The sequence below is a fragment of the Burkholderia pulmonis genome, assembly GCF_984667975.1.
The window spans coordinates 2,231,398-2,254,897 of the sequence record NZ_OZ480187.1; the positions used below are offsets into that span (position 1 = coordinate 2,231,398).

At 66.4% G+C, this 23,500-nt stretch carries 22 protein-coding genes and 1 pseudogene; 3 read left to right on the top strand and 20 right to left on the bottom strand.

Annotated features, from left to right (window positions below; translation table 11 throughout):
• The first annotated feature begins 6 nt into the window (after positions 1-6).
• Together gmd and AC5LXK_RS26665 are read left to right on the top strand one after the other, a co-directional pair.
• Positions 7-1,053, top strand: coding sequence for a GDP-mannose 4,6-dehydratase (gene gmd / locus AC5LXK_RS26660; protein ID WP_493391666.1), 1,047 nt, complete (start codon positions 7-9; stop codon positions 1,051-1,053).
• A pseudogene (locus AC5LXK_RS26665) lies at positions 1,040-1,996 on the top strand (NAD-dependent epimerase/dehydratase family protein); the annotation flags it as partial. The gene gmd and the pseudogene AC5LXK_RS26665, both read left to right, overlap by 14 nt.
• A gap of 135 nt (positions 1,997-2,131) precedes the next feature.
• Here the strand turns inward: AC5LXK_RS26665 and AC5LXK_RS26670 are convergent.
• From AC5LXK_RS26670 to AC5LXK_RS26730, 13 genes are all read right to left on the bottom strand, one after another.
• Positions 2,132-3,322, bottom strand: a complete 1,191-nt coding sequence (locus tag AC5LXK_RS26670; RefSeq protein WP_493391667.1) for an O-succinylhomoserine sulfhydrylase — start codon at positions 3,320-3,322, stop codon at positions 2,132-2,134.
• Positions 3,323-3,567: 245 nt separating this feature from the next.
• On the bottom strand, positions 3,568-5,100 hold the full coding sequence (purF, locus tag AC5LXK_RS26675) for an amidophosphoribosyltransferase (RefSeq protein ID WP_493391668.1): 1,533 nt from the start codon (positions 5,098-5,100) through the stop codon (positions 3,568-3,570).
• A gap of 51 nt (positions 5,101-5,151) precedes the next feature.
• Positions 5,152-5,646 (bottom strand): CvpA family protein, encoded by a 495-nt coding sequence (locus AC5LXK_RS26680; protein ID WP_027782633.1) that lies wholly within the window; start codon positions 5,644-5,646, stop codon positions 5,152-5,154.
• 6 nt (positions 5,647-5,652) lie between these two features.
• The gene (locus tag AC5LXK_RS26685; protein WP_493391669.1) at positions 5,653-6,489 is read right to left on the bottom strand and encodes an SPOR domain-containing protein; all 837 of its coding nucleotides are present in this window, start codon (positions 6,487-6,489) and stop codon (positions 5,653-5,655) included.
• Positions 6,490-6,518: 29 nt separating this feature from the next.
• Positions 6,519-7,829, bottom strand: coding sequence for a bifunctional tetrahydrofolate synthase/dihydrofolate synthase (folC, locus tag AC5LXK_RS26690; protein ID WP_493391670.1), 1,311 nt, complete (start codon positions 7,827-7,829; stop codon positions 6,519-6,521).
• 100 nt (positions 7,830-7,929) lie between these two features.
• The gene (accD, locus tag AC5LXK_RS26695) at positions 7,930-8,802 is read right to left on the bottom strand and encodes an acetyl-CoA carboxylase, carboxyltransferase subunit beta (RefSeq protein ID WP_493391671.1); all 873 of its coding nucleotides are present in this window, start codon (positions 8,800-8,802) and stop codon (positions 7,930-7,932) included.
• 62 nt (positions 8,803-8,864) lie between these two features.
• A complete protein-coding gene (gene trpA, locus AC5LXK_RS26700; RefSeq protein WP_493391672.1) occupies positions 8,865-9,680 on the bottom strand; it encodes a tryptophan synthase subunit alpha in 816 nt (271 codons plus the stop codon).
• Positions 9,681-9,725: 45 nt separating this feature from the next.
• Complete coding sequence (locus tag AC5LXK_RS26705) at positions 9,726-10,577, bottom strand: DNA-methyltransferase (protein ID WP_493391673.1); 852 nt, start codon at positions 10,575-10,577, stop codon at positions 9,726-9,728.
• 9 nt (positions 10,578-10,586) lie between these two features.
• Positions 10,587-11,780 (bottom strand): tryptophan synthase subunit beta, encoded by a 1,194-nt coding sequence (trpB, locus tag AC5LXK_RS26710; protein ID WP_493391674.1) that lies wholly within the window; start codon positions 11,778-11,780, stop codon positions 10,587-10,589.
• Between the two features lie 55 nt (positions 11,781-11,835).
• The gene (locus AC5LXK_RS26715) at positions 11,836-12,537 is read right to left on the bottom strand and encodes a phosphoribosylanthranilate isomerase (RefSeq protein WP_493394064.1); all 702 of its coding nucleotides are present in this window, start codon (positions 12,535-12,537) and stop codon (positions 11,836-11,838) included.
• Complete coding sequence (gene truA / locus AC5LXK_RS26720; protein ID WP_493391675.1) at positions 12,534-13,346, bottom strand: tRNA pseudouridine(38-40) synthase TruA; 813 nt, start codon at positions 13,344-13,346, stop codon at positions 12,534-12,536. Before truA ends, AC5LXK_RS26715 begins: the two co-directional genes overlap by 4 nt.
• Positions 13,346-15,466, bottom strand: coding sequence for a motility hub landmark protein FimV (locus tag AC5LXK_RS26725; protein WP_493391676.1), 2,121 nt, complete (start codon positions 15,464-15,466; stop codon positions 13,346-13,348). Before AC5LXK_RS26725 ends, truA begins: the two co-directional genes overlap by 1 nt.
• 589 nt (positions 15,467-16,055) lie before the next feature.
• Positions 16,056-16,253: a hypothetical protein gene (locus tag AC5LXK_RS26730; protein WP_493391677.1), complete on the bottom strand. Its 198-nt coding sequence runs from the start codon at positions 16,251-16,253 to the stop codon at positions 16,056-16,058.
• A 26-nt stretch (positions 16,254-16,279) separates the two neighbouring features.
• Here AC5LXK_RS26730 and flgE point away from each other — a divergent pair, with 26 nt between their 5' ends.
• Positions 16,280-17,524: a flagellar hook protein FlgE gene (gene flgE, locus AC5LXK_RS26735; protein WP_493391678.1), complete on the top strand. Its 1,245-nt coding sequence runs from the start codon at positions 16,280-16,282 to the stop codon at positions 17,522-17,524.
• A 99-nt stretch (positions 17,525-17,623) separates the two neighbouring features.
• On the opposite strand, the gene asd is transcribed toward flgE, so the two are convergent.
• The 7 genes from asd to AC5LXK_RS26770 all read right to left on the bottom strand — a co-directional run bounded on the left by asd (position 17,624) and on the right by AC5LXK_RS26770 (position 23,476).
• Complete coding sequence (asd, locus tag AC5LXK_RS26740) at positions 17,624-18,745, bottom strand: aspartate-semialdehyde dehydrogenase (RefSeq protein WP_493391679.1); 1,122 nt, start codon at positions 18,743-18,745, stop codon at positions 17,624-17,626.
• 85 nt (positions 18,746-18,830) lie between these two features.
• Positions 18,831-18,950: a hypothetical protein gene (locus AC5LXK_RS26745; protein WP_006756675.1), complete on the bottom strand. Its 120-nt coding sequence runs from the start codon at positions 18,948-18,950 to the stop codon at positions 18,831-18,833.
• A 110-nt stretch (positions 18,951-19,060) separates the two neighbouring features.
• Complete coding sequence (gene leuB / locus AC5LXK_RS26750) at positions 19,061-20,128, bottom strand: 3-isopropylmalate dehydrogenase (RefSeq protein WP_493391680.1); 1,068 nt, start codon at positions 20,126-20,128, stop codon at positions 19,061-19,063.
• A gap of 79 nt (positions 20,129-20,207) precedes the next feature.
• On the bottom strand, positions 20,208-20,858 hold the full coding sequence (gene leuD, locus AC5LXK_RS26755) for a 3-isopropylmalate dehydratase small subunit (RefSeq protein WP_493391681.1): 651 nt from the start codon (positions 20,856-20,858) through the stop codon (positions 20,208-20,210).
• A gap of 67 nt (positions 20,859-20,925) precedes the next feature.
• The gene (locus tag AC5LXK_RS26760) at positions 20,926-21,072 is read right to left on the bottom strand and encodes an entericidin A/B family lipoprotein (RefSeq protein WP_124826391.1); all 147 of its coding nucleotides are present in this window, start codon (positions 21,070-21,072) and stop codon (positions 20,926-20,928) included.
• A 3-nt stretch (positions 21,073-21,075) separates the two neighbouring features.
• Positions 21,076-22,485, bottom strand: a complete 1,410-nt coding sequence (leuC, locus tag AC5LXK_RS26765; RefSeq protein ID WP_493391682.1) for a 3-isopropylmalate dehydratase large subunit — start codon at positions 22,483-22,485, stop codon at positions 21,076-21,078.
• Between the two features lie 232 nt (positions 22,486-22,717).
• The gene (locus tag AC5LXK_RS26770; protein ID WP_493391683.1) at positions 22,718-23,476 is read right to left on the bottom strand and encodes a Tat pathway signal protein; all 759 of its coding nucleotides are present in this window, start codon (positions 23,474-23,476) and stop codon (positions 22,718-22,720) included.
• Positions 23,477-23,500 lie beyond the last annotated feature (24 nt).

Consider the following 23,500-nt stretch of genomic DNA (forward strand, 5'->3'; position numbering starts at 1 on the left):
ACCGCCATGAGCCAAACTCGCAAGAAGGCCATCATCACGGGCATCACGGGGCAGGACGGCGCCTACCTGACCAAGCTGCTGCTCGACAAGGGCTACGAGGTCACGGGGACTTACCGCCGCACCAGCTCGGTCAACCTGTGGCGCATCGCCGAGCTCGGCGTCAACACGCACCCGAACCTGACGCTCGTCGAACATGACCTGACGGATGCCGGATCGAGCATGCGACTGCTGGAACGCACGCAGCCCGACGAGCTGTACAACCTGGCCGCGCAAAGCTTCGTGGGCGTGTCGTTCGACCAGCCGTCGACGACCGCCGAGGTGACCGGCATCGGCCCTCTGAACCTGCTCGAGGCGATCCGCGTCGTGAGCCCGAAGACGCGCTTCTACCAGGCATCGACGTCCGAGATGTTCGGCAAAGTGCAGGCAATTCCGCAAATCGAAACGACGGCGTTCTATCCGCGCAGCCCGTACGGCGTCGCGAAGCTGTACGCGCACTGGATGACCGTGAACTATCGCGAGTCGTACGGCCTGTTCGGCAGCAGCGGGATCCTGTTCAACCACGAATCGCCGCTGCGCGGCCGCGAATTCGTCACCCGCAAGATCACGGACACGGTCGCGAAGATCAAGCTCGGCAAGGCGACGCGCATCGAGCTCGGCAATCTCGACGCGAAACGCGACTGGGGTTTTGCACTCGAGTACGTCGAAGGAATGTGGCGGATGCTGCAGGCCGACGAACCCGACACTTACGTGCTGGCAACCAACCGGACCGAGACCGTGCGCGACTTCGTGCGGATGGCGTTCGCGGCGGCCGGCTATCAGATCGAGTGGGCCGGCAAGGGTGAGCAGGAGCGCGGCCTCGATGTGGCGACGGGCAACGTGCTCGTCGAAGTGAATCCCAGGTTCTACCGCCCCGCGGAAGTCGATCTGCTGATCGGTTGCGCGGACAAGGCCAGAAGCAAGCTCGGCTGGGCGCCGAAAACGACGCTCGAACAGCTTTGCCAGATGATGGTCGAGGCGGATCTGACGCGGAACCAACACCATGACACGTTCTGACATCGAACACGCACCGCGCCGTGCATTCGTCACGGGCCTGACGGGTTTCACCGGCCGCTACATGGTGCAACACCTCAGAGAGGCTGGCTACGAAGTCTGGGGCACCGTCGCGCCCGGGTCGCCGCCAACCGACGATCCGGCGTTCGCGAACTGTACGCTGCTGCCCGTCGACCTGCTCGATGCGGATGCGGTACGCGCCGCTGCGGCCGACGCACGTCCCGACGCAGTCGTGCATCTCGCCGCGCGCGCACATGTCGCGCAAGACGACCCGTCGCAAACCTATGCGGTCAACGTCGTCGGCACGCGCAACCTGCTGGCCGCCCTCGCGGGTCTCGACCGCCGCCCGTCGGCCGTGCTGCTCGCGAGCAGCGCGAACATCTACGGCAATTCGACGGCCGGCGTACTCGACGAAAACGTCCCGCCCGCTCCCGCGAACGACTACGCGATCAGCAAGCTCGCGATGGAATATGCGGCGAAGCTGTGGGCCGACCGGCTGCCGATCGTGATCGCGCGGCCGTTCAACTACACGGGCGTCGGCCAGAGCGACACGTATCTGCTGCCGAAGCTCGTCGCGCACTACGCGCGCAACGAACCACGGATCTCGCTCGGCAATCTCGACGTGCGCCGCGATTTCTCCGACGTGCGCGACGTGACGGCGGCATACCTGAAGCTGATCGAAACCGCGCCTGCCGGCGAGATACTCAATGTCTGTTCGGAACGCGCCTATTCGCTGAAGGAGGTGCTGGCGATACTGTCGCGCATCGCCGGCTACGTGATCGACGTGACGATCGATCCGCGCTTCGTGCGGCACAACGAGGTGAAGACCCTGAGCGGGTCGCGCGACAAACTGCGGCGCGCGGTAGGCGAACTGCCCGTCACGCCGCTCGACGAAACGCTGCGATGGATGGTGAGCGCGGTGCGCGACGACCTGCCGGCGGATGCGCCGGCCGCGTCTGCACGCCCGCTGAACGCTTCGCGCGCGCGTGAAAGCGTGCGCCGCGACTACGTCGCCGATGGCGACAGGACGTCCGCGCAGGCGCGCCCCGTCGCCTCGCTGTGAGGAGGCCTGCCGCCTCGCTCAGCCGTCGAGACCGCGCGCGAGATCGGCGCGAACATCGCCGGCATGCTCGAGGCCGACCGCCAGGCGGATCAGCCCTTCGGTGATCCCGGCCGCCGCGCGCGCTTCCGGCGTGATGCGGCCGTGCGTCGTGGTGGCCGGATGCGTGATCGTCGTGCGCGTATCGCCGAGGTTGCCGGTGATCGACACCAGCTTCGTGCCGTCGATCACGCGCCATGCGTTCGCGCGCTGCTGTTCGGGCGTGTCGCCCTTCAGCTCGAACGACACGATCGCGCCGCCCGCCTTCTGCTGGCGCTTCGCGAGTTCATGCTGCGGATGCGATTCGAGGCCCGGATAGAACACGCGCGCGACGGCCGGATGCGAATCGAGCCAGCGCGCGATTTCCAGCGCATTCGCCGATTGCTTCTCGACGCGCAGCGACAAAGTCTCCATCCCCTTCAGCAGCACCCACGCGTTGAAGGCCGACAGCGTCGGGCCGGCGCTGCGCACGAACGGGAACACCTTGCCCATGATGAATTCCTTCGAGCCGACCAGCGCGCCGCCGAGCACGCGCCCCTGCCCGTCGAGGAATTTCGTCGCCGAGTGCATCACGACGTCCGCGCCGAGCTTCAGCGGCTGCTGCAGCACCGGGCTGCAGAAACAGTTGTCGACGACGAACAGCGCGTTCGCGGCCTTCGCGATCTTGCCGATCGCCTCGATGTCGGCGAGTTCGGTCAACGGGTTCGACGGCGTTTCAAGGAAGAACATCTTCGTTTCCGGCCGGATGGCTTCCTGCCATGCGTTCAGGTCGGTGGGGTCGACGAAGGTCGTCGTGATCCCGAACTTGCTGAAGATCTGCGAGAACATCCCGAGCGTCGAGCCGAACAGGCTGCGCGAACTGACGAGGTGGTCGCCTGCCTGCAGCGCGGCCATCACGACCGACATGATCGCGGCCATCCCCGACGCCGTCGCGATGCACGCCTCGCCACCCTCGAGCGCCGCGAGACGCTCCTGGAACATGGTGACGGTCGGGTTCGTGAAGCGCGAATAGGTGAAATAGTCTTCCGAATTCGCGAAGCGCTCGGCCGCGTCGGCCGCGCTCGAGAAGCAGAAGCTCGACGTGAGGAACAGCGCTTCCGAGTGTTCGTTGAAGTCGCTGCGCAGCGTGCCCGCGCGCACGGCAAGCGTGTCGAAGTTGAGGGAGTCGTCCATGTTCCGTTTTCCGTATCCGATGGCCGCGCGTCGCGCAGGCCAGATCAAAACCAGGCCCAAAAACAAAAAGCCCGCTATGCGTCGGCATCAGCGGGCTTCGGTGCGGTACGACAGCGATCGACTCGGGCCGGCTGCCGCCGGCCTTCGCTTTAGCTGTTTTGGGAAGTCGCCCCGCGTCCGCAAGCTGATATCAAATCGACGCAAGACCACATCCTATCACGCCTCGACAAAAGCGTGCGCCGGTGTCACTCGACCGACAATTGCAGGTTCATCTGCGAACGCTCGGTGTCGCCGGCCGTATCGCGATCGGCCTGCGACGCCGGCGCGAGACGCGCACGCTCGATCGCATCGAGATACTCGGGCGTCACGTCGCCGGTGATGTAGTTGCCGTCGAAGCACGATGCCTCGAAGCGCTCGAGCTTCGGGTTGATGTCACGCACCGCGCGGCGCAGATCGTCGACGTCCTGGTAGATCAGATGGTCGGCGCCGATCATCTTCGCGACTTCTTCGTCGGTGCGGCCGTGCGCGACGAGCTCGCCGCGCGTCGGCATGTCGATGCCGTACACGTTCGGGAACTTCACGGGCGGCGCGGCCGACGCGAAGATCACCGATTTCGCGCCCGCATCGCGCGCCATCTGCACGATTTCATGCGAGGTCGTGCCGCGCACGATCGAATCGTCGACGATCAGCACGTTCTTGTCCTTGAACTCGATGCTCATCGCGTTGAGCTTCTGGCGCACCGACTTCTTGCGCACGGCCTGCCCCGGCATGATGAACGTACGGCCGACGTAGCGGTTCTTGAAGAAGCCTTCGCGATACTCGACGCCGAGCTTCGCGGCGACCTGCATCGCAGCCGGGCGCGACGAATCGGGAATCGGCATCACGACGTCGATCGGCACGTTCGGCAGTTCGCGCTTGATCTTCTCGGCGAGATAGTCGCCCATGCGCAGGCGCACGTTGTAGACGGGCACGCCGTCGAGGCACGAATCCGGACGCGCGAGATACACGTATTCGAACATACACGGATTCAGCGTCGGCGTCTCCGCGCACTGCTGGCTGTGGAAGTTGCCGGCCGGATCGATGAAGATCGCTTCACCCGGCTGCACGTCGCGCACGAATTCGAAACCGATGCCTTCGACCGCCACCGACTCCGACGCAACCATCCACTCGGTGCCGTGTTCCGTTTCGAGCTTGCCGAGGCAGAGCGGGCGGATGCCGAACGGGTCGCGGAACGCGAGCAGGCCGTAGCCGGCGATCAGCGACACGATCGCATACGAACCCTGCAGGCGACGATGCACGCCCGAGACCGCCTTGAACACCGACGCCGGATCGAGCTCGAGGCCCGTCGTCGACAGTTGCAGCTCGTGCGCGAACACGTTGAGCAGCACTTCGCTGTCGGAATTGGTGTTGATGTGCCGGCGGTCGATCCGGAACATCTCGTCCTTCAGTTGCTGCCAGTTCGTCAGGTTGCCGTTGTGCGCGAGGATGATCCCGAACGGCGCATTCACGTAGAACGGCTGCGCCTCGGCTTCGCTCGACGCCGAACCGGCCGTCGGGTAGCGCACCTGGCCGATGCCGTAGGTGCCGGGCAGGCTGCGCATGTTGCGCGTGCGGAACACGTCGCGCACCATGCCGTTCGCCTTGTACATGTGGAAATTGCTGCCGTCCACCGTCGCGATGCCCGCCGCGTCCTGACCGCGATGCTGCAGCAGCAGCAAGCTGTCATAGATCAGCTGGTTGACCGGGGATTGGGAGATAACACCTACGATGCCGCACATGGCATGTCCTTCAAGATGACAAAATCGGTTCCGTCCTGCCCGGCCGCGTCGTCACACGCGTACGTACTGGGCCATGCCGTCGGGCAGGAGCTGCTTCAGCTCGTGCACGCCCTGTTCGGCGAAAGGACGCAATAGCGCATTGCGCCAGAAATCCTGTTTGGGCAGTTCGGTCAACCCGGCCGCCGCGACCAGCAGCACTACCAGCACGCAGCCGCGGACGAGCCCGAACATCATGCCCAGCGAGCGGTCGACGCCGCCCAGGCCACTCGCCTGCGCGATCCGCGACAGCAGCGCGTTTGCCACGCCGGCGACCAGCACCACGCCGATCACGAGCAGCGCGAAGGCGATCACCCACTGCGTCAGCGCACCACCCGGCCAGTTCGCCGGAATATACGGCACGACCAGCCCGACGTAGCGGCCTGCGATCACGATCGCCGCGATCCAGCCGATCAGCCCGAAAATCTCCGACACGAAGCCGCGCCACGCACCGCGCAGCGCCGACAACACGATCACCGCCAATACAGCGTAGTCGAAAGCCGTCAGCATCGTGCGTTACTGTGTCAAACCGGCTTCGCGCACCTTCGCGATCGCGGCGGAGGCCGCCGAGCGATCCGCGAACGGGCCCGCACGCAACAGTGTAGCCGTGCTGCCATCCGCCTGCTTGCGATGCTCGACATATGCGGGCACGCCCGCCGATTTCAATTTGGTCGCCCACGAACGGGCCGTCGCGTCATCCTTGAACGAGCCGAGCTGCACCGCGAAGCGCGCACCGGCCGGCGACGCCGGCGACGATGCGTCGCCGCTGTCCGGGCTCGCGGCGTCGGTATTCGCGACGGTCGCGGGCTTCGGTGCAGCAGGCTTCGCCGCAGCCGGTTTCGCCGCGGGGGCGGCCGGCTTCGGCGGTGTCACGCTCGCCGTGGTGGTCGTGTCGGGTTTGGCGGCCGGCTTGGCTGCGGGGGCCGGCACCGGCGCCGGTGCGGCCGCAACGGCCGTGTCGGATGCCGGCGGCTCGTCATGCGCGACGCCTGCCTGCACGTCGGACGCATCGTCGTCGCGCGACGCGACCGCCTGGTGCGCGGGCCGGTTCGGGATGTCGATCGCGATGTCGTCCGTGACCGGCTTCGGGTGCGAATCGAGCACCATCGGCAGCACGATCACGGCCGCCACGACGAGCGCGATCGCGCCGACGAGGCGACGGCGCGCGCGTTGCTTTTCTGGAAGGGTCGGATCGAGGAGCAGTGCGTCCGATTCCGGACGCTCGGTGCGGCGCGAGCGGCGCTCGACGCGTTCAGTGGTGCGCTCCGTGCGCACGTTCCGGGAGGCCCCGGTGCGACCGCCGCGCCGCTGGGGCGCGTCGTCGTCTTTTTTGCCGAACGAGAAAATTCCCATGAATGGCTGAATCCGAAACTGCCCGTCAGTCAGTGTTGCTGCGATTTACGGTAGGCCAGCACGCCGGCAACCGTATGGAAACTGCCGAAAACCACGATTCTATCATTCTCGGATGCTCTTTTTAGTGCATCGCGAAACGCTTCTGCAGGCGACGCGTAACGCGTCACGCTCGAATCGGACCCCTCTTCCACACCGGCCTTGCGCAGCGCGGCTTCGAGCTGCTCCGCGGAAGCCGCGCGCGGCAGCGGCAGGTCGGTCACGCACCAGTGGTCGATCTCGCCCTTCAGGTGCTGCAGCACGCCGTCGATGTCCTTGTCGTGCATCGCGCCGAACACCGCATACGTGTACGGGAAGAAACCCATGTTGCCGAGATTCTGCTCGAGCACCGCCGACGCATGCGGGTTGTGCGCGACGTCGAGCACGATCGCCGGCTTGCCGGGCAGCACCTGGAAGCGCCCCGGCAACTCGACGTTCGCGAGCCCGAGCCGGATGTCCTGCGCGGACACCGGCAGCACCGGGCGCAGCGCTTCGAGCGCAGCGAGCGCGGCCGACGCATTGATCAGCTGATTCGCACCGCGCAGCGCCGGATACGCGAGCGCCGGATAGCGCTTCTCGCGGCCGAGGTAGCTCCATTGCTGGCGCTCCGTGCCCGCCTGCGCCTCGTAGCGGAAATCGCGGCCGACGAGCCACAGGTCGGCGCCGATTGCTTCGGCGTGGTCGATCAGCGTCTGCGGCGCGGCCGGATCGCCACAGATCGCGGGCTTGCCCGCGCGGAAGATCCCGGCCTTCTCGAACGCGATCTTCTCGCGCGTGTCGCCCAGGTATTCGGTGTGGTCGATGTCGATGCTCGTGACGATCGCGCAATCCGTGTCGATGATGTTGACCGCGTCGAGCCGGCCGCCGAGGCCGACTTCGAGGATCACCGCGTCAAGCCCGCGCGACGCGAACAGATGCATGATCGCGAGCGTCGTGAATTCGAAATACGTGAGCGACACGGGTTCCGGCAGCGACGTGCGCGCGGCTTCGACGGCCTCGAAGTGCGGCAGCAGTTCGTCGTCGGTGACGTTCTGCCCGTTCACGCGCGCGCGCTCGTTGAATTCGAGCAGGTGCGGCGACGTGTGGCAACCGACCTTGTAGCCCGCGCGCACGAGGATCGCCTCGAGGAATGCGCAGGTCGAGCCCTTGCCGTTCGTCCCGCCGACCGTGATGACGGGGCACGCGAATTCGAGCTGCAGCGCCGCCTTGACCTGCCCGATGCGGGTCAGGCCCATGTCGATGCCGACCGGGTGCGCGCGTTCGAGATGCGAAAGCCACGCGTCGAGAGTGGGAAAAGTGCTCATCGGATCAAATCTGGATCGGTACCGCCACTACGCCAAAAAACGAAGCGCGCCGCCTGGCGCTGAAGCCGGGCGACGCGCAGAGTTCACAACCTTGCGCCGGTCAAGCCAGCGCGTCGGCCGGCTGTCGCTGCAGCAGCGCGAGCAACTGCGCGATCTCGTCGCGCATCCGGCGACGGTCGACGATCATGTCGATCGCGCCCGTCTTCAGCAGGAATTCGGCGCGCTGGAAGCCTTCCGGCAGCTTCTCGCGGACCGTCTGCTCGATCACGCGCGGGCCGGCGAAGCCGATCAGCGCCTTCGGCTCGGCGATCACGACGTCGCCGAGGAACGCGAAGCTCGCCGACACGCCACCCATCGTCGGGTCGGTCAGCACCGAGATGAACGGCAGCTTCGCCTCGGCCAGCTTGGTCAGCATCGCGGTGGTCTTGGCCATCTGCATCAGCGACAGCAGGCTTTCCTGCATCCGTGCGCCGCCCGATGCGGTGACACAGATGAACGGCACGTGCTGTTCCAGCGCGTTCTGCGCGCCGCGCGCGAAGCGCTCGCCGACGACCGAGCCCATCGAGCCGCCCATGAACGAGAACTCGAAGCAGGCCGCGACGACGGGCAGCGTGTGGATCGCCCCGCCCATCACGACCATCGCGTCGGTCTCGCCCGTCTCGTCCATCGCTTCCTTCAGACGATCGGGATACTTGCGGCTGTCCTTGAACTTCAGCGTGTCGACCGGCACGATTTCCTGGCCGATTTCATAGCGGCCTTCCGGATCGAGCAGCCCGTCGAGGCGTTCACGCGCGCCGATGCGCATGTGGTGATCGCACTTCGGGCATACGTGCAGGTTCGCGTCCACGTCGTTGCGGTACAGCACGGCCTCGCAGGACGGGCACTTGACCCACAGGCCTTCCGGAATGCCCTTGCGGCTTTTCGGATCGGTCTGCTTGATCTTCGGCGGCAACAGTTTGTCGAGCCAGCTCATCGTATGGTTTCCTGTTCCGTGGCGGGTCGGGCCGTTCGGCCCGCCCGCTTCCTGTGTTGTGTTTATCGCGCCGTCTTGCCCGCGCCGTCCAGGGCGGCACGCAGCTCGGCGATGAAAGTCTTCAGCGCGGCGGCAGCAGCGTCCGGCGCAGCGCTCTCGAGCAACTGCACGAGGCGGCTGCCGATCACGACGGCGTCCGACACTTCGGCCACCGCGCGCGCCGTTTCGGCGTCGCGGATACCGAAGCCGACGCCCACCGGAACCGGCACGCGCGACTTGATGGCCGGGATTTTACCCGCAATGCTCGAAACATCCAGATTTCCCGCGCCGGTCACACCCTTGAGCGACACGTAATACACGTAGCCGCTCGCGATCTTGCCGACGTCGGCGATGCGTTCGTCGGTCGACGTGGGCGCGAGCAGGAAGATCGGATCGATCTGCGCGGCACGCATCTTTTCGGCGAATACGCCCGCCTCTTCCGGCGGATAGTCGACGACCAGCACGCCGTCGACGCCGGCCGCGTGCGCGTCGGCCGCGAACGCGTCGACGCCCATCCGTTCGATCGGGTTCGCATAGCCCATCAGCACGACGGGGGTTTTGGGGTCAGTCTCGCGAAAACGCTTCACGTCGGCGAGCACGCTCTTCAACGTGACGCCGCGCGCGAGCGCGCGCTCCGACGAGCGCTGGATCACGGGGCCGTCGGCCATCGGGTCCGAGAACGGCACGCCGAGCTCGATCACGTCCGCGCCGCCGGCGGCGAGCGCGTGCATGAATTCGACGGTTTTCGCGGGATCGGGGTCGCCGGCCGTGATGAACGGGATCAGGCCCTTACGGCCTTGTTCGGCGAGCGCGGCGAAGGTCTGCTGAATACGGGACATGGCAATTTTCCTAATGCGTTGCATTCGGCGATGCGGCGGCGCGATTCACGCGCACGCCGGCGCAGCGAGCGCGTTCACGCGCTCGTGCGCGATCGCACAATAGCTTTCGTTGATCTCGTAGCCGACGAAGTCTCGCCCCTGCCGTGCGCAGGCCACCGCGGTCGTGCCGCTGCCCATGAACGGATCGAGCACGCGGCCGCCCGGCGGGCAGCTTGCGAGCACCATCCGCTCGATGATTTCCAGCGGCTTCTGGGTCGGATGATCGACGCGCTCCGCGTGCTGCCGGTGCAGGCGCGAGACCGACCAGACGTCCTTCGGGTTGTAGCCCATCTCCAGCCACTTGCTGCCTTCGAACAGCTTGCGCGAGCGGGCCTTCTTCGTATCGGCGTCGTACGGGATGCGAACCGGATCGAGATCGAAGTAATACGCTTTGGAAACCGCGAAAAAGCCGATGTTGTCGTGCACCGACGTGAAACGGCGCGTCGTGCCGCCCATGCTCGGCACGCGCCGGTCCCAGATGATCTCGTTGACCATCGTGAGCTTCGTCTTCAGGAAGCTGAAGATTTCCGGCGCGTACTGCCACGTGCAGAAGATGTACATCGACCCGCTCGGCTTCAGCTTCGGAATCGCGAGCTCGAGCCACTCGCGCGTCCACGCGAGGAAGTCGTCGCCCGAACGCTTGTCCGAGTCGTTGCCGTAGTCCTTGCCGAGCCCGTACGGCGGATCGGCGACGATCAGGTCGATCGACGCGTCCGGCAGGTGCACGGAATCGGTCAGGAAATCGCGGTTGTGCAATTCGATACCGGCCGGCAGCGCGCGCGGCACCGCGGCGGCGGGCTGAACCGCCTCCGCCTCGCTCGCGGCACCGCCGCCCGGCTCTTCGATCAGGTCACGCATCGGTCGGGGTCAGAGGTCGATGCCCGATCGCTCGGCGACCGTGTGCATGTCCTTGTCGCCGCGGCCCGACAGGTTGACGAGCAGGATCTTGTCCTTCGGCAACGTCGGCGCGAGCTTCACGCCATACGCGATCGCGTGGCTCGACTCGAGCGCGGGAATGATGCCCTCGATCCGGCAGCAGTCGTGGAACGCCTTCAGCGCTTCGTCGTCGGTGATCGGCACGTACTGCGCGCGGCCGCTGTCCTTCAGCCACGCGTGTTCGGGGCCGACGCCCGGGTAGTCGAGGCCCGCCGACACCGAATGCGTCTCGATGATCTGGCCGTCGTCGTCCTGCAGCAGGTACGTACGGTTGCCATGCAGCACGCCCGGGCTGCCGGCGATCAGCGATGCCGCGTGATGGCCCGTGTCGAGGCCGTCGCCGGCCGCTTCGACGCCGATCAGCTGCACCGACTTGTCGTCGATGTACGGATAGAAGATGCCCATCGCGTTCGAACCGCCGCCGACGCAGGCGATCACCGCGTCGGGCTGCCGGCCCGCGAGTTCGGGCATCTGCACCTTGCACTCGTCGCCGATCACGCGCTGGAAGTCGCGCACCATCATCGGGTACGGGTGCGGGCCCGCGACCGTGCCGATGATGTAGAAAGTGTTCTCGATGTTCGTGACCCAGTCGCGCATCGCTTCGTTCAGCGCGTCCTTCAGCGTGCGCGAACCCGATTCCACCGGTACGACCGTCGCGCCGAGCAGCTTCATCCGGTACACGTTCGCGGCCTGCCGGCGCACGTCCTCGGCACCCATGTAGACGATGCATTCCATCCCGAAGCGCGCGCAGATCGTCGCGGTCGCGACGCCGTGCTGGCCGGCGCCCGTTTCCGCGATCACGCGCTTCTTGCCCATGCGCTTCGCGAGCAGCGCCTGGCCGATCACGTTGTTGATCTTGTGCGCACCGGTGTGGTTCAGGTCTTCGCGCTTCAGGTAGATCTGCGCGCCGCCGAGCATCTCGCTCCAGCGCTGCGCGTGGTAGATCGGCGACGGACGGCCGACGAAATACTTCAGCTCGCGCTCGTATTCCGCGACGAAATCGGGATCGTTCTGGAATTTTTCATACGCCGCGCGCAGTTCGTCCAGCGCGTGAATCAGCGTCTCGGCGACGAACACGCCGCCATACGGGCCGAAATGGCCGCGATCATCAGGAAGGTTGTACATGGTGTCTCTCTCGATCGGTCGGCGCGCCCCGCTTGTCAGGCCGCACCGGCTTGCATCACCCGGCGTCCGCTTCGCGCACCGCGCGTACGAACGCCGCCATCCGGGCGTGATCCTTCACGCCCTTCGCGCCCTCCACTTCGATGCCACTCGAGACATCGACAGCAAACGGACGCAGCTGGCGGATCGCATCACCGACGTTTTGCGCGTTCAAGCCACCACTCAAAACGGCCCGACGCGCGAGCTCTGCGGGAATAAGAGACCAATCGAAGACCTTGCCGCTACCACCGTAATCCGGCACCAGGGTGTCGAACAGGAGGCCGCGCGCTTTCGAATAATGAAGTGCCGATTCTACCAAATCGGACGGCTGCGTCGAGGGGCCGACGCGCACGGCGCGCAGCCACGGCAGCCGTGCCGCGCGGCCGAGCGCGTCGCACTGCGCGGGCGTCTCGTCCCCATGGAACTGCAGCACCGTGAGCGGCACGTCGCGCACGACGGCCTCGATCTCGGCTTCGGTCGCGTTCACGAACAGCCCGACCACCGACACGAACGGCGGCGCGAGGCTGGCCAGCTCGGCCGCCTGCGCGATCGTCACCGCGCGCGGGCTCTTCGGGTAGAACACGAGGCCGATCGCATCGGCGCCGAGCGCCGCCGCGTGCAGCACGTCCTCGGGACGCGACAGCCCGCACAGCTTGATGCGCGTACGCGGCGCCAGGCCGGTCGCGGCGGAATTCGAAGGGGTCACAGCGTGCTCCGTCATGATTGAGGGTCCAGATCGGCCCAGACGCTGCTCCACGGCACGCTGCCGAGCTGCGCGGCCGGAACGGCGAATTCCGCCGGGTAGCCGACGCGGGCGAGGTACAGCCCGTCGGCCATGAACGTGGGCGCCGCAAGGTTGCGGTCGCGCCCGGCCAGCACGTCGGCGAGCCAGTCGGCCGGATAGCGGCCGCGCCCGACCGCGACGAGGCAGCCCATCAGGTTGCGCACCATGTGATGCAGGAACGCGTTCGCGCGAAAGCGGAAATGGACGAAATTCCCCGCGCGACGCACATCGATCCGATACAGGTGTTTGACCGGCGTCTTCGACTGGCATTCCGACGACCGGAACGACGAGAAGTCGTGCTCGCCGATCAGGTGCGCGGCGGCGGCGCGCATCGCGTCGTCGTCGAGCGGCGTGTGGATCCAGCCCGCGCGCCCGGCCAGCATCGGCGAACGCACGGGATGCACGTACAGCGCGTAGTAATAGGTGCGCTCGAACGCCGAGAACCGCGCATGGAACGTATCCGGCATCGGTTTCGCCCACTGCACCGACACGGTCTGCGGCAAGAATGCGTTGGTGCCGCGCACCCACGAGAACACCTCGCGCTCGAGATCGGTATCGAAATGCACGACCTGCCCGAGTCCGTGCACGCCGGTGTCGGTCCGCCCGGCCACCGTCGTGTGCAACGGCACGCGCGCGAACTCGGCCAGCGCGTGTTCGAGCCGGTCCTGGACGGTCTTGCCGTGCGGCTGCGCCTGCCAGCCGCAGAACGCCGCACCGTCGTACTGGATCCCCAGCGCGATCCGCATCACGCCTCGTCCGCCAGCTTCGCGAGCAGCGCGCGCGCATCGTCGCGCGTCGCGGCGTCGTTCGCGTCGACGACTTCCTGCAGCAGCGTCCGCGCACCCGACAGGTCGCCCAGCTCGACGTACTCGGCCGCGAGATCGAGCTTGTTGCGCGCGATGCGCACGAGCTCTTCAGGCGTGAGCGCAGGCAGCGCGGCGCCCGGCGCGGACGGCAGGTCGAGATCGAAATCGAGCTTCAGCGCGCCGAACTGCGCGCCGCCGAGCGGCGGCAGCGATGACGTCGCGAACGGGCTGCCCGAGTGGCCGGCAGGTGTTGCCGCGTCCGGATCCCAATCGAACTCGTCGTCCTGGTCGGCCGGGTGTTCAGGGGCCGGTTCACTCGCGCCAATCGCCGGATGCTGCGCGACTTGACCGTTAGTTGCGATTTTTTCGGCATCGAACTGCCCTGCCTGCGCGGACAGCTCGTCCGGCGTCAACGACGGTTCGTCCGACGTGCGCGGCGGCAGCGGCATGTCGAGGCTGCCGAGCGCGCTGATCGCGTTCTGCATCAGGGCGGCGTGCTGCGCTTCGGCCGCCGCAGGCGCGACGGGTGCATCGACCTGCCCTGCCTGCTCGGCCGGCTGAGCCGGCTGGTCGTCAACTGCTGCTTTTTCTGCCGGCTCCGCGTCATGCCGCGCCGGCGCCGCAACCGGCACCGCATCGCTCACGGGCGACACCTCGGCATGCGCAGGTGGCCATTCGTGCGGCTCGTCGCGTGTCGCCTCTTCAGGCGCAGGCGATAGCTCTGCCGCAGGCGGCTCGATCGTCTCTGCCGCTGCGGCAGTCGCCGCGGCGAGGTTCATGTCGGAGGCCGCGTCGCGCGCAACTGGCATTTCCGGCTGGATCGGCAGTTCGCGTTCGACGGACGGTCCAGCTTGCGCTTCCGCAACCGCCGCGCCACCCGTTGCTGCGGCACCGGCCGCCGCCGTACCGGCATCGTCCGATTGCCGGCCTTTCCGGCGCTTGCGCCACGCAAAACCGGCCGCGAGGACGATCACGGCAGCACCGGCCACGGCGGCCGGGCGCCAGTCCATCTGCTCGGTACGGCGTACCGGCGTCGCAACAGGTGCGACAGGTGCGACCGGTTGCGCAGAAGCCGACGCCGGCTGCGGCGCACTGGCGGCCACATCCGATGCGGCTTCGCCCGCCGTCGACGCAGCGGCCGACGCACCAGCGTCATTCGCGGCCGGACGCGGCGCGGCGGGCGCAGGCGCCACGCCGGTCGTCGCCGGCTTGCCGATGCCGTGCTTCTGCAACTCCATCAGCACACGATTCTTCAGCGCCAGCAATTGCTGCAAGCTCGACGGGCGCGGTTGCGACGCACCCGTGGCCGGCGCCGCGCCGGCCGGTTCGCGGGCATCCGAAACCGGGCTGCCCGGCATCGGCTGAACCGCGGCTTCGCTCGTGGACGACGGTGCCGACTGGATCGCCCCGCTCCACACATGCGGCCCGCTTGCACCTGCGGCGGGCGCCGCCGGCGTACTCTCGACAGGCGACGACGCACCATGTGCGGCCGAAGCGCCGCCCGAAGCCGACGCCCCCGCAACCAGCGCGGCACTCGCGCCGCTCACCGGCACCGCATGCACGGCCGGCGCCACCGGCGCGGATTGCACGGCCGAAACGGGATGCGGCGCGGACGCGCCATGCTGCACGCCGGCCGCCCCGCCCGAAGCGGCGGCGGGCGCAGAAGCGGCCGCCGTACCGGAGGCGGCGGATGCACCGGCCGGCACGAGGGCCGCGCCGGTGGCGTCGAGTGCGGGCACGGTCAGCGTCGCACCGACTTTCAGGCGGCTCGCGTCGTGCTTCATGAACGCCTGCGGATTGGCATCGAACAGCGCGCGACCGGCGCGCGCGAGCACGCCGGGATCGTGCGACTGCGTCGCCGCTTTCGCGATGTCGTTCAGCGACTGGCCGGGCTGGACCGTCACGGTAAGCGGCGCGGCGCCGCCGGCAGCGGACACCGGCAGTTCGCCGGTGCCGGCCGCCCAGGCCGATGCGGCTGTGCCGAGCGCCAGGATCGCCAGCGCGCCACGCACGGCACGCGACAGACGGGACTGACGCGGAAACAAGGAAATTCGGGACATCGTTGGCTCTATCGCCGCGCGCGGGCGCGGCTCGGATTCGCGGTTGAAAGCGTCAATAAAGTTGCCGCAGAAATGCAAAAGCGTCGCGCGGAACGCGACGCTTTCGGCGGGTCTGTGCGTCGTAACCGCGTAGTTTACTTCACGCGATCGGGTTCGGGCCGAATTCATCGCCGACAGGTGCAACCAGGCGCGATCTGGCATCCGTGCCGTTCGGTCCGCCCGCCGCAACCAGCGCTCCGGATCGATCGACACGAGCCCGCGCAGGTGCGCCGAAAGCGGGCGCGGCCGCATCGCTCCGCGCCAGCCGCATGACGCGGTTTTCCGCGCCCGCCAGGCGTCGGCTGCAGGATCATGGCGACGGGATCGGGCGAGTTCGCTCAACAATTCGCATCCCCTGCCGTTAATGGATTAACAGCCGGAAATCAAAAAACTCCCAACCGGCAGCCAATCCCATTCCAATAAATTTCAATTCCACGATAAGAAGGCAATTCCCCTCTCTTATCGGAGAAATGAAGATTTCCCCCGCCAAACCCCCGCCCCATAAGGCTTTCATAGCCTACAACCCGATCCATTGCTCATACAAAAGCAGTCATTTCTTCATCAATTCAATTACATTACACAAAATTACACAGATCAAATAATTGCCGTCGCTAGGATCGTCTTCAGACAGGAATCGGCACATTTCGACCTTCGTGCCTGCACATGCCGGAAAGGCTGGAGCGCGATCGGCCGGGTTGATGCCGTGAAGTGCCAGAGGGTCATCGCGCAGTCGCACGACTGCATTCACTCACCAGCTCGTTACGGGGATCGAACATGGGCTATCAGCAGGGTTTGAGCGGGTTGGCCGGCGCGTCGAGCAATCTCGACGTGATCGGCAACAACATCGCGAATGCAAACACGGTTGGCTTCAAGCAGGGGCGCGCGAACTTCGCCGACATGTACGCGAATTCGGTCGCGACATCGGTCAACACGCAGATCGGCATCGGCACGCAGCTCGCATCGGTGGAGCAGAATTTCAGCCAGGGGACGATCAATACGACGAAGTCGTCGCTCGACGTCGCCATCAACGGCAACGGCTTCTTCCAGATGTCGAACAACGGCGTGACCACGTACTCGCGCGACGGCACGTTCCACCGCGACAAGAACGGCGCCATCGTCGACGCGCAAGGCCGCAACCTGATGGGCTATACAGCCGGCGCGGGCGGCGTGATCAACACCGCGCAGACCGTACCGCTGCAGGCGCCGACCAACAACATCGCGCCGCGGGCAACGAGCAAGATCACCGGCCAGTTCAACCTGAACTCGCAGGACAAGGTGCCGACCAAGACGCCGTTCAACGCGAGCGACAACACGACATACAACTACAACTCGTCGATCCAGGTCTACGACACGCTCGGCGGCTCGCAGCAGGTGACGATGTACTTCGCGAAGAGTGCAGCCGGCACGTGGCAGGCCTACGCGGGCGTGCAGGGCCAGACGCCGACGAACCTCGGCACCGTCACGTTCGACACATCGGGCCGGATCAGCTCGACGACGTCGGCCGCGACCGGCCAGCCGACGCCGAGCCTCGGCCAGTTCGCGTTCTCGATCCCGAACACGACGGGCGGCGCCAACCCGCAGAACCTGACGCTCGACCTGGGCGGCACGACGCAGTTCGGCGGCAAGGACGGTGTGACCAATCTCGCGCAGGACGGCTTCGCGAGCGGCACGCTGACGACGTTCTCGATCGGCACCGACGGCAAGCTGACCGGCAACTACTCGAATGGCCAGAGCGCGGTGCTCGGCCTGATCGCGCTCGCGAACTTTAACAATCCGAACGGGCTCGTGAACATCGGCGGCAACCAGTATGCGGAAACCTCCGCGTCGGGCGTACCGCAGATCTCCGCGCCGGGCAGCACGAACCACGGCACGCTGCAGGGCAACGCGCAGGAAAACTCGAACGTCAACCTGACGACCGAGCTCGTGAACCTGATCACCGCGCAGCGCAATTACCAGGCCAACGCGCAGACGATCAAGACCCAGCAGGCGGTCGACCAGACGCTGCTGAACCTGCGCTGATCCGCGCATGAAAAACGCGCCGCGCCAGCCTCGAATCTCGAGGCCGACGCGGCGCGTTGTCATGCACCGCCCGGCCCGCAGGCCGGACAGGCAGCGTACTTACTTGTCGAGCAGGATGCGCAGCATGCGGCGCAGCGGCTCGGCCGCGCCCCACAGCAGCTGATCGCCGACCGTGAACGCCGACAGGTATTCGCCGCCCATCGCGAGCTTGCGCAGGCGGCCGACCGGCACCGTCAGCGAGCCCGTGATCTTCGCCGGCGACAGGTCGCGCATCGACGCTTCACGCTCGTTCGGCACGACCTTCACCCAGTCGTTCGCCGACGCGAGGATGCCGTTGATCTCGTCGAGCGGCACATCCTTCTTCAGCTTGATCGTCAGCGCCTGCGAGTGGCAGCGCATTGCGCCGATTCGCACGCACAGGCCGTCGACCGGGATCGAGCCCGGCTCGCCCATCGCCGGCTTGCCGAGGATCTTGTTGGTTTCCGCGCCGCCCTTCCACTCTTCCTTCGACATCCCGTTGCCGAGATCCTTGTCGATCCACGGGATCAGCGAGCCGGCCAGCGGCACGCCGAAGTGGCTCGTCGGCATCGCATCGCTGTTCATCGCGGCCAGCACGCGGCGGTCGATGTCGAGGATCGCGGAAGCCGGATCGGCGAGCTGTTCCTGAACCGCGCCGTTCAGCGTGCCCATCTGCGACAGCAGCTCGCGCATGTTCTGCGCGCCCGCGCCCGATGCGGCCTGGTAGGTCATCGCCGTCATCCAGTCGACGAGGTTCTCGCGGAACAGGCCGCCGAGCGCCATCAGCATCAGGCTGACCGTGCAGTTGCCGCCGACGAAATTCTTCGTGCCCTTGACGAGAGCGTCCTTGATCACGTCGAGGTTGACCGGATCGAGGATGATGACTGCGTCGTCCTTCATCCGCAGCGACGATGCCGCGTCGATCCAGTAGCCGTTCCAGCCGGCCGCGCGCAGCTTCGGGAACACGTCGTTCGTGTAGTCGCCGCCCTGGCACGTGATGATCACGTCGCACTTCTTCAGCTCGTCGACGTTGGTCGCGTCCTTGAGCGTAGTCTCGTTTTTCGCGAACGACGGCGCTTTGCCGCCCGTGTTGCTGGTGCTGAAAAACACCGGTTCGATCAGGTCGAAATCACCTTCTTCCTGCATGCGCTGCATCAGGACGCTGCCGACCATGCCGCGCCAACCTACGAGACCTACGTTCATGACTAACCCTTTGCTTTGAATGGAGCTTCCCCGCCATTTCCGTCCCCGCGTGACCGCGCGGGGAAACAGGCGGGCACGACGGCGATCAGCGTTTAATGATCGTTTTCGTGGTAATGGTTTTCGTGATGACGATGGCGCGCGCACCCGCACGGGCAGTGTTGCCGTGGAGTTTCAGGACCGGGGAGATCAGGGAAATCAGCGCCATCGTTCGAGTCTACACAAAGCCGGTGGCCCGCACAACGGCCAACCGTGGGCGAACCGGCCGAATTTCGCGGCCCGTTCGCGCCCTTTCTACATTATGCGTGCCGCATCGCGTTACAGCGCCGCGAGCACGGCGTCGCCCATCGCGGTCGTACCGACCTGCTTGCAGCCCGGCGTCGCGATGTCGCCCGTGCGGTAACCCTGTTCGAGCACCGTTTTCACCGCGCGCTCGATGCGATCGGCCTGCTCCGCGCGATTCAGCGAATAGCGCAGCATCATCGCGGCCGACAGGATCGTCGCGAGCGGGTTCGCGATGCCCTTGCCCGCGATGTCCGGCGCCGAACCGTGCGACGGCTCGTACAGGCCCTTGTTGTTCTTGTCGAGCGACGCCGACGGCAGCATGCCGATCGAACCCGTCAGCATCGACGCCTCGTCCGACAGGATGTCGCCGAACATGTTGCCCGTGACGATCACGTCGAACTGCTTCGGCGCCTTCGCGAGCTGCATCGCCGCGTTGTCGACGTACATGTGCGACAGCTCGACGTCCGCGTATTCCTTCGACACGTCGATCATGACGTCGCGCCAGAACTGCGACGTCTCGAGCACGTTCGCCTTGTCGACCGACAGCAGCTTCTTCGCACGCTTGCGCGCCGCCTGGAACGCGACGTGCGCGATGCGGCGCACTTCCGGCTCCGAATAGCGCATCGTGTCGAAGCCTTCGCGTTCGCCGGCGAACGGGCCGTCCGGTGCCGCGCGCACGCCGCGCGGCTGGCCGAAGTAGATGTCGCCGTTCAGTTCGCGCACGATCAGGATGTCGAGGCCCGCGACGAGCTCGGCCTTGAGCGGCGACGCATCGACGAGCTGCGGATAGCAGATCGCCGGACGGAAGTTCGCGAACAGCTCGAGGTGCTTGCGCAGCCCGAGGATCGCCTGCTCGGGGCGCAGCGCGCGCTCGAGCGAGTCGTACTTCCAGTCGCCGACCGCACCGAACAGGATCGCATCGGCTTCCTTCGCGAGCGCCAGCGTCGCGTCGGGCAGCGGATGACCGCTCGCCGCGTAGCCGGCGCCGCCGACCGGCGCCTGTTCGAGTTCGAACTTCTCGTCGAGTGCGTTCAGCACCTTCACGGCTTCATTGACGATTTCCGGACCGATGCCGTCGCCGGGCAGCACTGCAATCTTCATGCGAAATTCCTGACTGGGTAGGGTGTTATGGAGGCAGGCCGGCGAACGCGCCGCCGGCGCGCCCGCCCGAAAGGCACGATCAGCCGATCAGCTTGGTGTTGAGCCACGGCTGCTTCACGAGCCGCTCGGCTTCGAACTGGCGGATCTTGTCGGCATGGCGCAGCGTGAGGCCGATGTCGTCGAAGCCGTTCAGCAGGCAGTACTTGCGGAACGCGGTGATCTCGAACGGATACTCGCGGCCGTCGCCCGCGCGCACGACCTGCGCGTCGAGATCGACCGTCAGCTGGTAGCCGTTGAACGCGACCGTCTCGTTGAACAGGTGATCGACCTGCTGCTCGGTCAGCACGATCGGCAGCAGACCGTTCTTGTAGCAGTTGTTGAAGAAGATGTCCGCGAAGCTCGGCGCGATGATCGCGCGGAAGCCGTACTGCTGCAGCGCCCACGGCGCATGCTCGCGCGAGCTGCCGCAGCCGAAGTTCTTGCGTGCGATCAGCACCGATGCGCCCTGGTAGCGCGGCTGGTTCAGCACGAAGTCCGGGTTCAGCGGACGCTTCGAGTTGTCCTGGCCCGGCTCGCCGTGATCGAGATAGCGCCATTCGTCGAATGCGTTCGGACCGAAGCCCGTGCGCTTGATCGATTTCAGGAACTGCTTCGGGATGATCGCGTCGGTGTCGACGTTCTCGCGATCGAGCGGCGCCACGACGCCGGTATGTACAGTGAATTTTTCCATGATCCGTCTATCCGGTTGAAGGGCCGGCACGCGGCCGGCACACATCGACAAATTCTCGGTGGCGGTGTCAGTCCGCCGCGCGCTGAAGCGCGTTGCCGGCGGCGTTGACGTCCTCGCCGAAGCCTCGGACGGTATTGCAGCCCGCGAGGCCGAAGCCCAGCCCCGCCAGGGCCAGCGCGGCGACCAGCCGCGCAATGACCTTCGATGCCGTCACGCGTTACCCCAGCTTGCGAATGTCGACGAAGTGACCTTCGATCGCTGCTGCCGCCGCCATCGCGGGGCTCACGAGGTGCGTGCGGCCACCCGCGCCCTGCCGGCCTTCGAAATTGCGGTTCGACGTCGATGCGCAGCGCTCGCCCGGATCGAGCCGGTCGGCGTTCATCGCGAGGCACATCGAGCAGCCCGGCTCGCGCCATTCGAAGCCGGCGTCCGTGAACACCTTGTCGAGCCCTTCTCGCTCGGCCTGCGCCTTCACGAGGCCCGAGCCCGGCACGACCATCGCGAGCCGCACGTTCGATGCGACGCGACGGTTCAGCTTCTTCACGACGTACGCGGCCGCGCGGATATCCTCGATCCGTGCGTTCGTGCACGAGCCGATGAAGATCTTGTCGATCTTGATCGATTCGATCGGCGTGTTCGGCTCGAGCGCCATGTAGGCCAGCGCACGCTCCATCGCGTCGCGCTTGACCGGATCCTTCTCGCGCTCGGGGTCGGGTACGCGACCGTCGATCGACGTGACCATTTCCGGCGACGTGCCCCACGTGACCTGCGGGACGATCTCGGCGGCGTTCAGCTCGACCACGCGATCGAACTGCGCGCCGTCGTCGGACTTGAACTGGCGCCAGTATTCGACGGCCTGGTTCCATTCCGCGCCGGTCGGCACGAACGGACGGCCCAACAGGTAATCGATCGTCGTGTCGTCCACCGCGACCATGCCCGCGCGCGCGCCGGCTTCGATCGCCATGTTGCAGACGGTCATGCGGCCTTCCATCGTCAGTGCGCGAATGGTCGAGCCGCCGAACTCGATCGCATAGCCCGTGCCGCCGGCCGTACCGATCTTGCCGATGATCGCGAGCACGATGTCCTTCGCGGTACAGCCGCGCGGCAGTGCGCCCTCGACCTTCACGAGCATGTTCTTGCTCTTCTTCTGCAGCAGGGTCTGCGTCGCGAGCACGTGCTCGACTTCCGACGTGCCGATGCCGTGCGCGAGCGCGCCGAATGCACCGTGCGTCGACGTGTGCGAATCGCCGCACACGATCGTCATGCCCGGCAGCGTCGCGCCCTGCTCCGGCCCGATGATGTGGACGATGCCCTGGCGCACGTCGTTCATCTTGAACTGCGTGATGCCGAACGCGTCGCAGTTCGAATCGAGCGTGTCGACCTGCAGCTTCGAGACGGGATCGGCGATGCCGTGGCTGCGGTCCGTCGTCGGCACGTTGTGGTCCGACACGGCCAGGTTCGCGCTGATGCGCCACACCGGACGCTGTGCAATCTTCAGCCCTTCGAATGCCTGCGGGCTCGTGACTTCATGCAGCAGCTGACGGTCGATGTAGAGCAGGGTCGTGCCGTCTTCCTCGGTGTGGACCACGTGGGTGTTCCACAGTTTGTCGTAGAGAGTCTGTGCCATGGGTATGCGGGGTCGTTGTGACTACAAGCCTTTCGGATGCAATCGATTATGCCACGCAGAACGCGCCACGGCGCAGGCCAGACGCGAAAAAACCCATTAAAAACAGTGGTTTGGCTGGTAGTGCCAATACCTGTATCGGCATTACCCGGCAAAACGGGGCACGCACGATCCGGTGGGCGGCGATCGCGCGGATGCATCGCCCGGAGCGCGCTTCGTGCATGCGCCCACGGGCCTAGCCGTTCGGATATTCGCGATTGATCAGGTCGAGCCGCAGCATCGCGAGCTGCATGCCGGCGTTGCTCATCAGGTAGAGATCGCGCCGCCGCATCGCCGGCTGCTGCGCCGATGCGTCGTAGGCGCCCGGCAGCGACAGCCCTGCCGGCACCGCAGCCTGCATCCCCGCCGCATTCGACACGCGCACGGCGATCGATGCCTGATCCCGGTGCGTGACTACACCGACCTTGCCGAGCGCGGCGGCCGAGCCGGCCTTCCCTACGATCGCGGCGGCCACCCCGTCGGGCGTCGGAATCGGGCTGCCGGCCACCGCGGCCGGCGTCGCGATCGATGTCACGCCAGCCGTCAGTCCGTATTTCGACGCGAGCACGCTCGCGACTTCCTGCTGCGCGAAGACCGGCACCGCGGCCTTCTGTCGAAGCTGGTACACGGCGTCGGCGATCGCCTCGTTCACGGGGCCCGGCACCGGCGCGGTGGCCGATGCGCCGGCGCGACTACCGAAGCTGAACGCGGCAATCGTGTTGATGGCTGCCGCGTCGACGATCGGCGGTGTCCACGAGAAAAACGTGTCGAGCAGGTAGCCGGTCTCGTCGGCGGCGGCCGCGCGGTCGTTGAGTTCGTTCGTCAGTTTGCCGAGCATCTGGCGCTGCAGTTCGGCATCGGAAGCGGGTGCGTCGCTCGCGAAAACGGGCGCAGCGGCGGCGCACGAGGCGGCGAGCAATGATGTGGAAGCCAGGAAATGGCGGCGGTTCGTCATGGTCACGGAATTCGAATGGGAAAC

Coding starts and splice junctions, on each gene's coding strand:
- flgE (WP_493391678.1), top strand. CDS start 16,280: ATGGGCTATCAGCAGGGTTTGAGCGGGTTGGCCGGCGCGTCGAGCAAT.
- AC5LXK_RS26745 (WP_006756675.1), bottom strand. CDS start 18,950: ATGGCGCTGATTTCCCTGATCTCCCCGGTCCTGAAACTCCACGGCAAC.
- folC (WP_493391670.1), bottom strand. CDS start 7,829: ATGAGCACTTTTCCCACTCTCGACGCGTGGCTTTCGCATCTCGAACGC.
- AC5LXK_RS26715 (WP_493394064.1), bottom strand. CDS start 12,537: ATGACGGAGCACGCTGTGACCCCTTCGAATTCCGCCGCGACCGGCCTG.
- AC5LXK_RS26670 (WP_493391667.1), bottom strand. CDS start 3,322: ATGGACGACTCCCTCAACTTCGACACGCTTGCCGTGCGCGCGGGCACG.
- truA (WP_493391675.1), bottom strand. CDS start 13,346: ATGCGGATCGCGCTGGGGATCCAGTACGACGGTGCGGCGTTCTGCGGC.
- purF (WP_493391668.1), bottom strand. CDS start 5,100: ATGTGCGGCATCGTAGGTGTTATCTCCCAATCCCCGGTCAACCAGCTG.
- AC5LXK_RS26770 (WP_493391683.1), bottom strand. CDS start 23,476: ATGACGAACCGCCGCCATTTCCTGGCTTCCACATCATTGCTCGCCGCC.
- leuD (WP_493391681.1), bottom strand. CDS start 20,858: ATGGAAAAATTCACTGTACATACCGGCGTCGTGGCGCCGCTCGATCGC.
- asd (WP_493391679.1), bottom strand. CDS start 18,745: ATGAACGTAGGTCTCGTAGGTTGGCGCGGCATGGTCGGCAGCGTCCTG.
- gmd (WP_493391666.1), top strand. CDS start 7: ATGAGCCAAACTCGCAAGAAGGCCATCATCACGGGCATCACGGGGCAG.
- AC5LXK_RS26705 (WP_493391673.1), bottom strand. CDS start 10,577: ATGCGTGACCTGATCGAAGAGCCGGGCGGCGGTGCCGCGAGCGAGGCG.
- trpA (WP_493391672.1), bottom strand. CDS start 9,680: ATGTCCCGTATTCAGCAGACCTTCGCCGCGCTCGCCGAACAAGGCCGT.
- trpB (WP_493391674.1), bottom strand. CDS start 11,780: ATGTACAACCTTCCTGATGATCGCGGCCATTTCGGCCCGTATGGCGGC.
- AC5LXK_RS26680 (WP_027782633.1), bottom strand. CDS start 5,646: ATGCTGACGGCTTTCGACTACGCTGTATTGGCGGTGATCGTGTTGTCG.
- AC5LXK_RS26725 (WP_493391676.1), bottom strand. CDS start 15,466: ATGTCCCGAATTTCCTTGTTTCCGCGTCAGTCCCGTCTGTCGCGTGCC.
- accD (WP_493391671.1), bottom strand. CDS start 8,802: ATGAGCTGGCTCGACAAACTGTTGCCGCCGAAGATCAAGCAGACCGAT.
- AC5LXK_RS26685 (WP_493391669.1), bottom strand. CDS start 6,489: ATGGGAATTTTCTCGTTCGGCAAAAAAGACGACGACGCGCCCCAGCGG.
- leuB (WP_493391680.1), bottom strand. CDS start 20,128: ATGAAGATTGCAGTGCTGCCCGGCGACGGCATCGGTCCGGAAATCGTC.
- leuC (WP_493391682.1), bottom strand. CDS start 22,485: ATGGCACAGACTCTCTACGACAAACTGTGGAACACCCACGTGGTCCAC.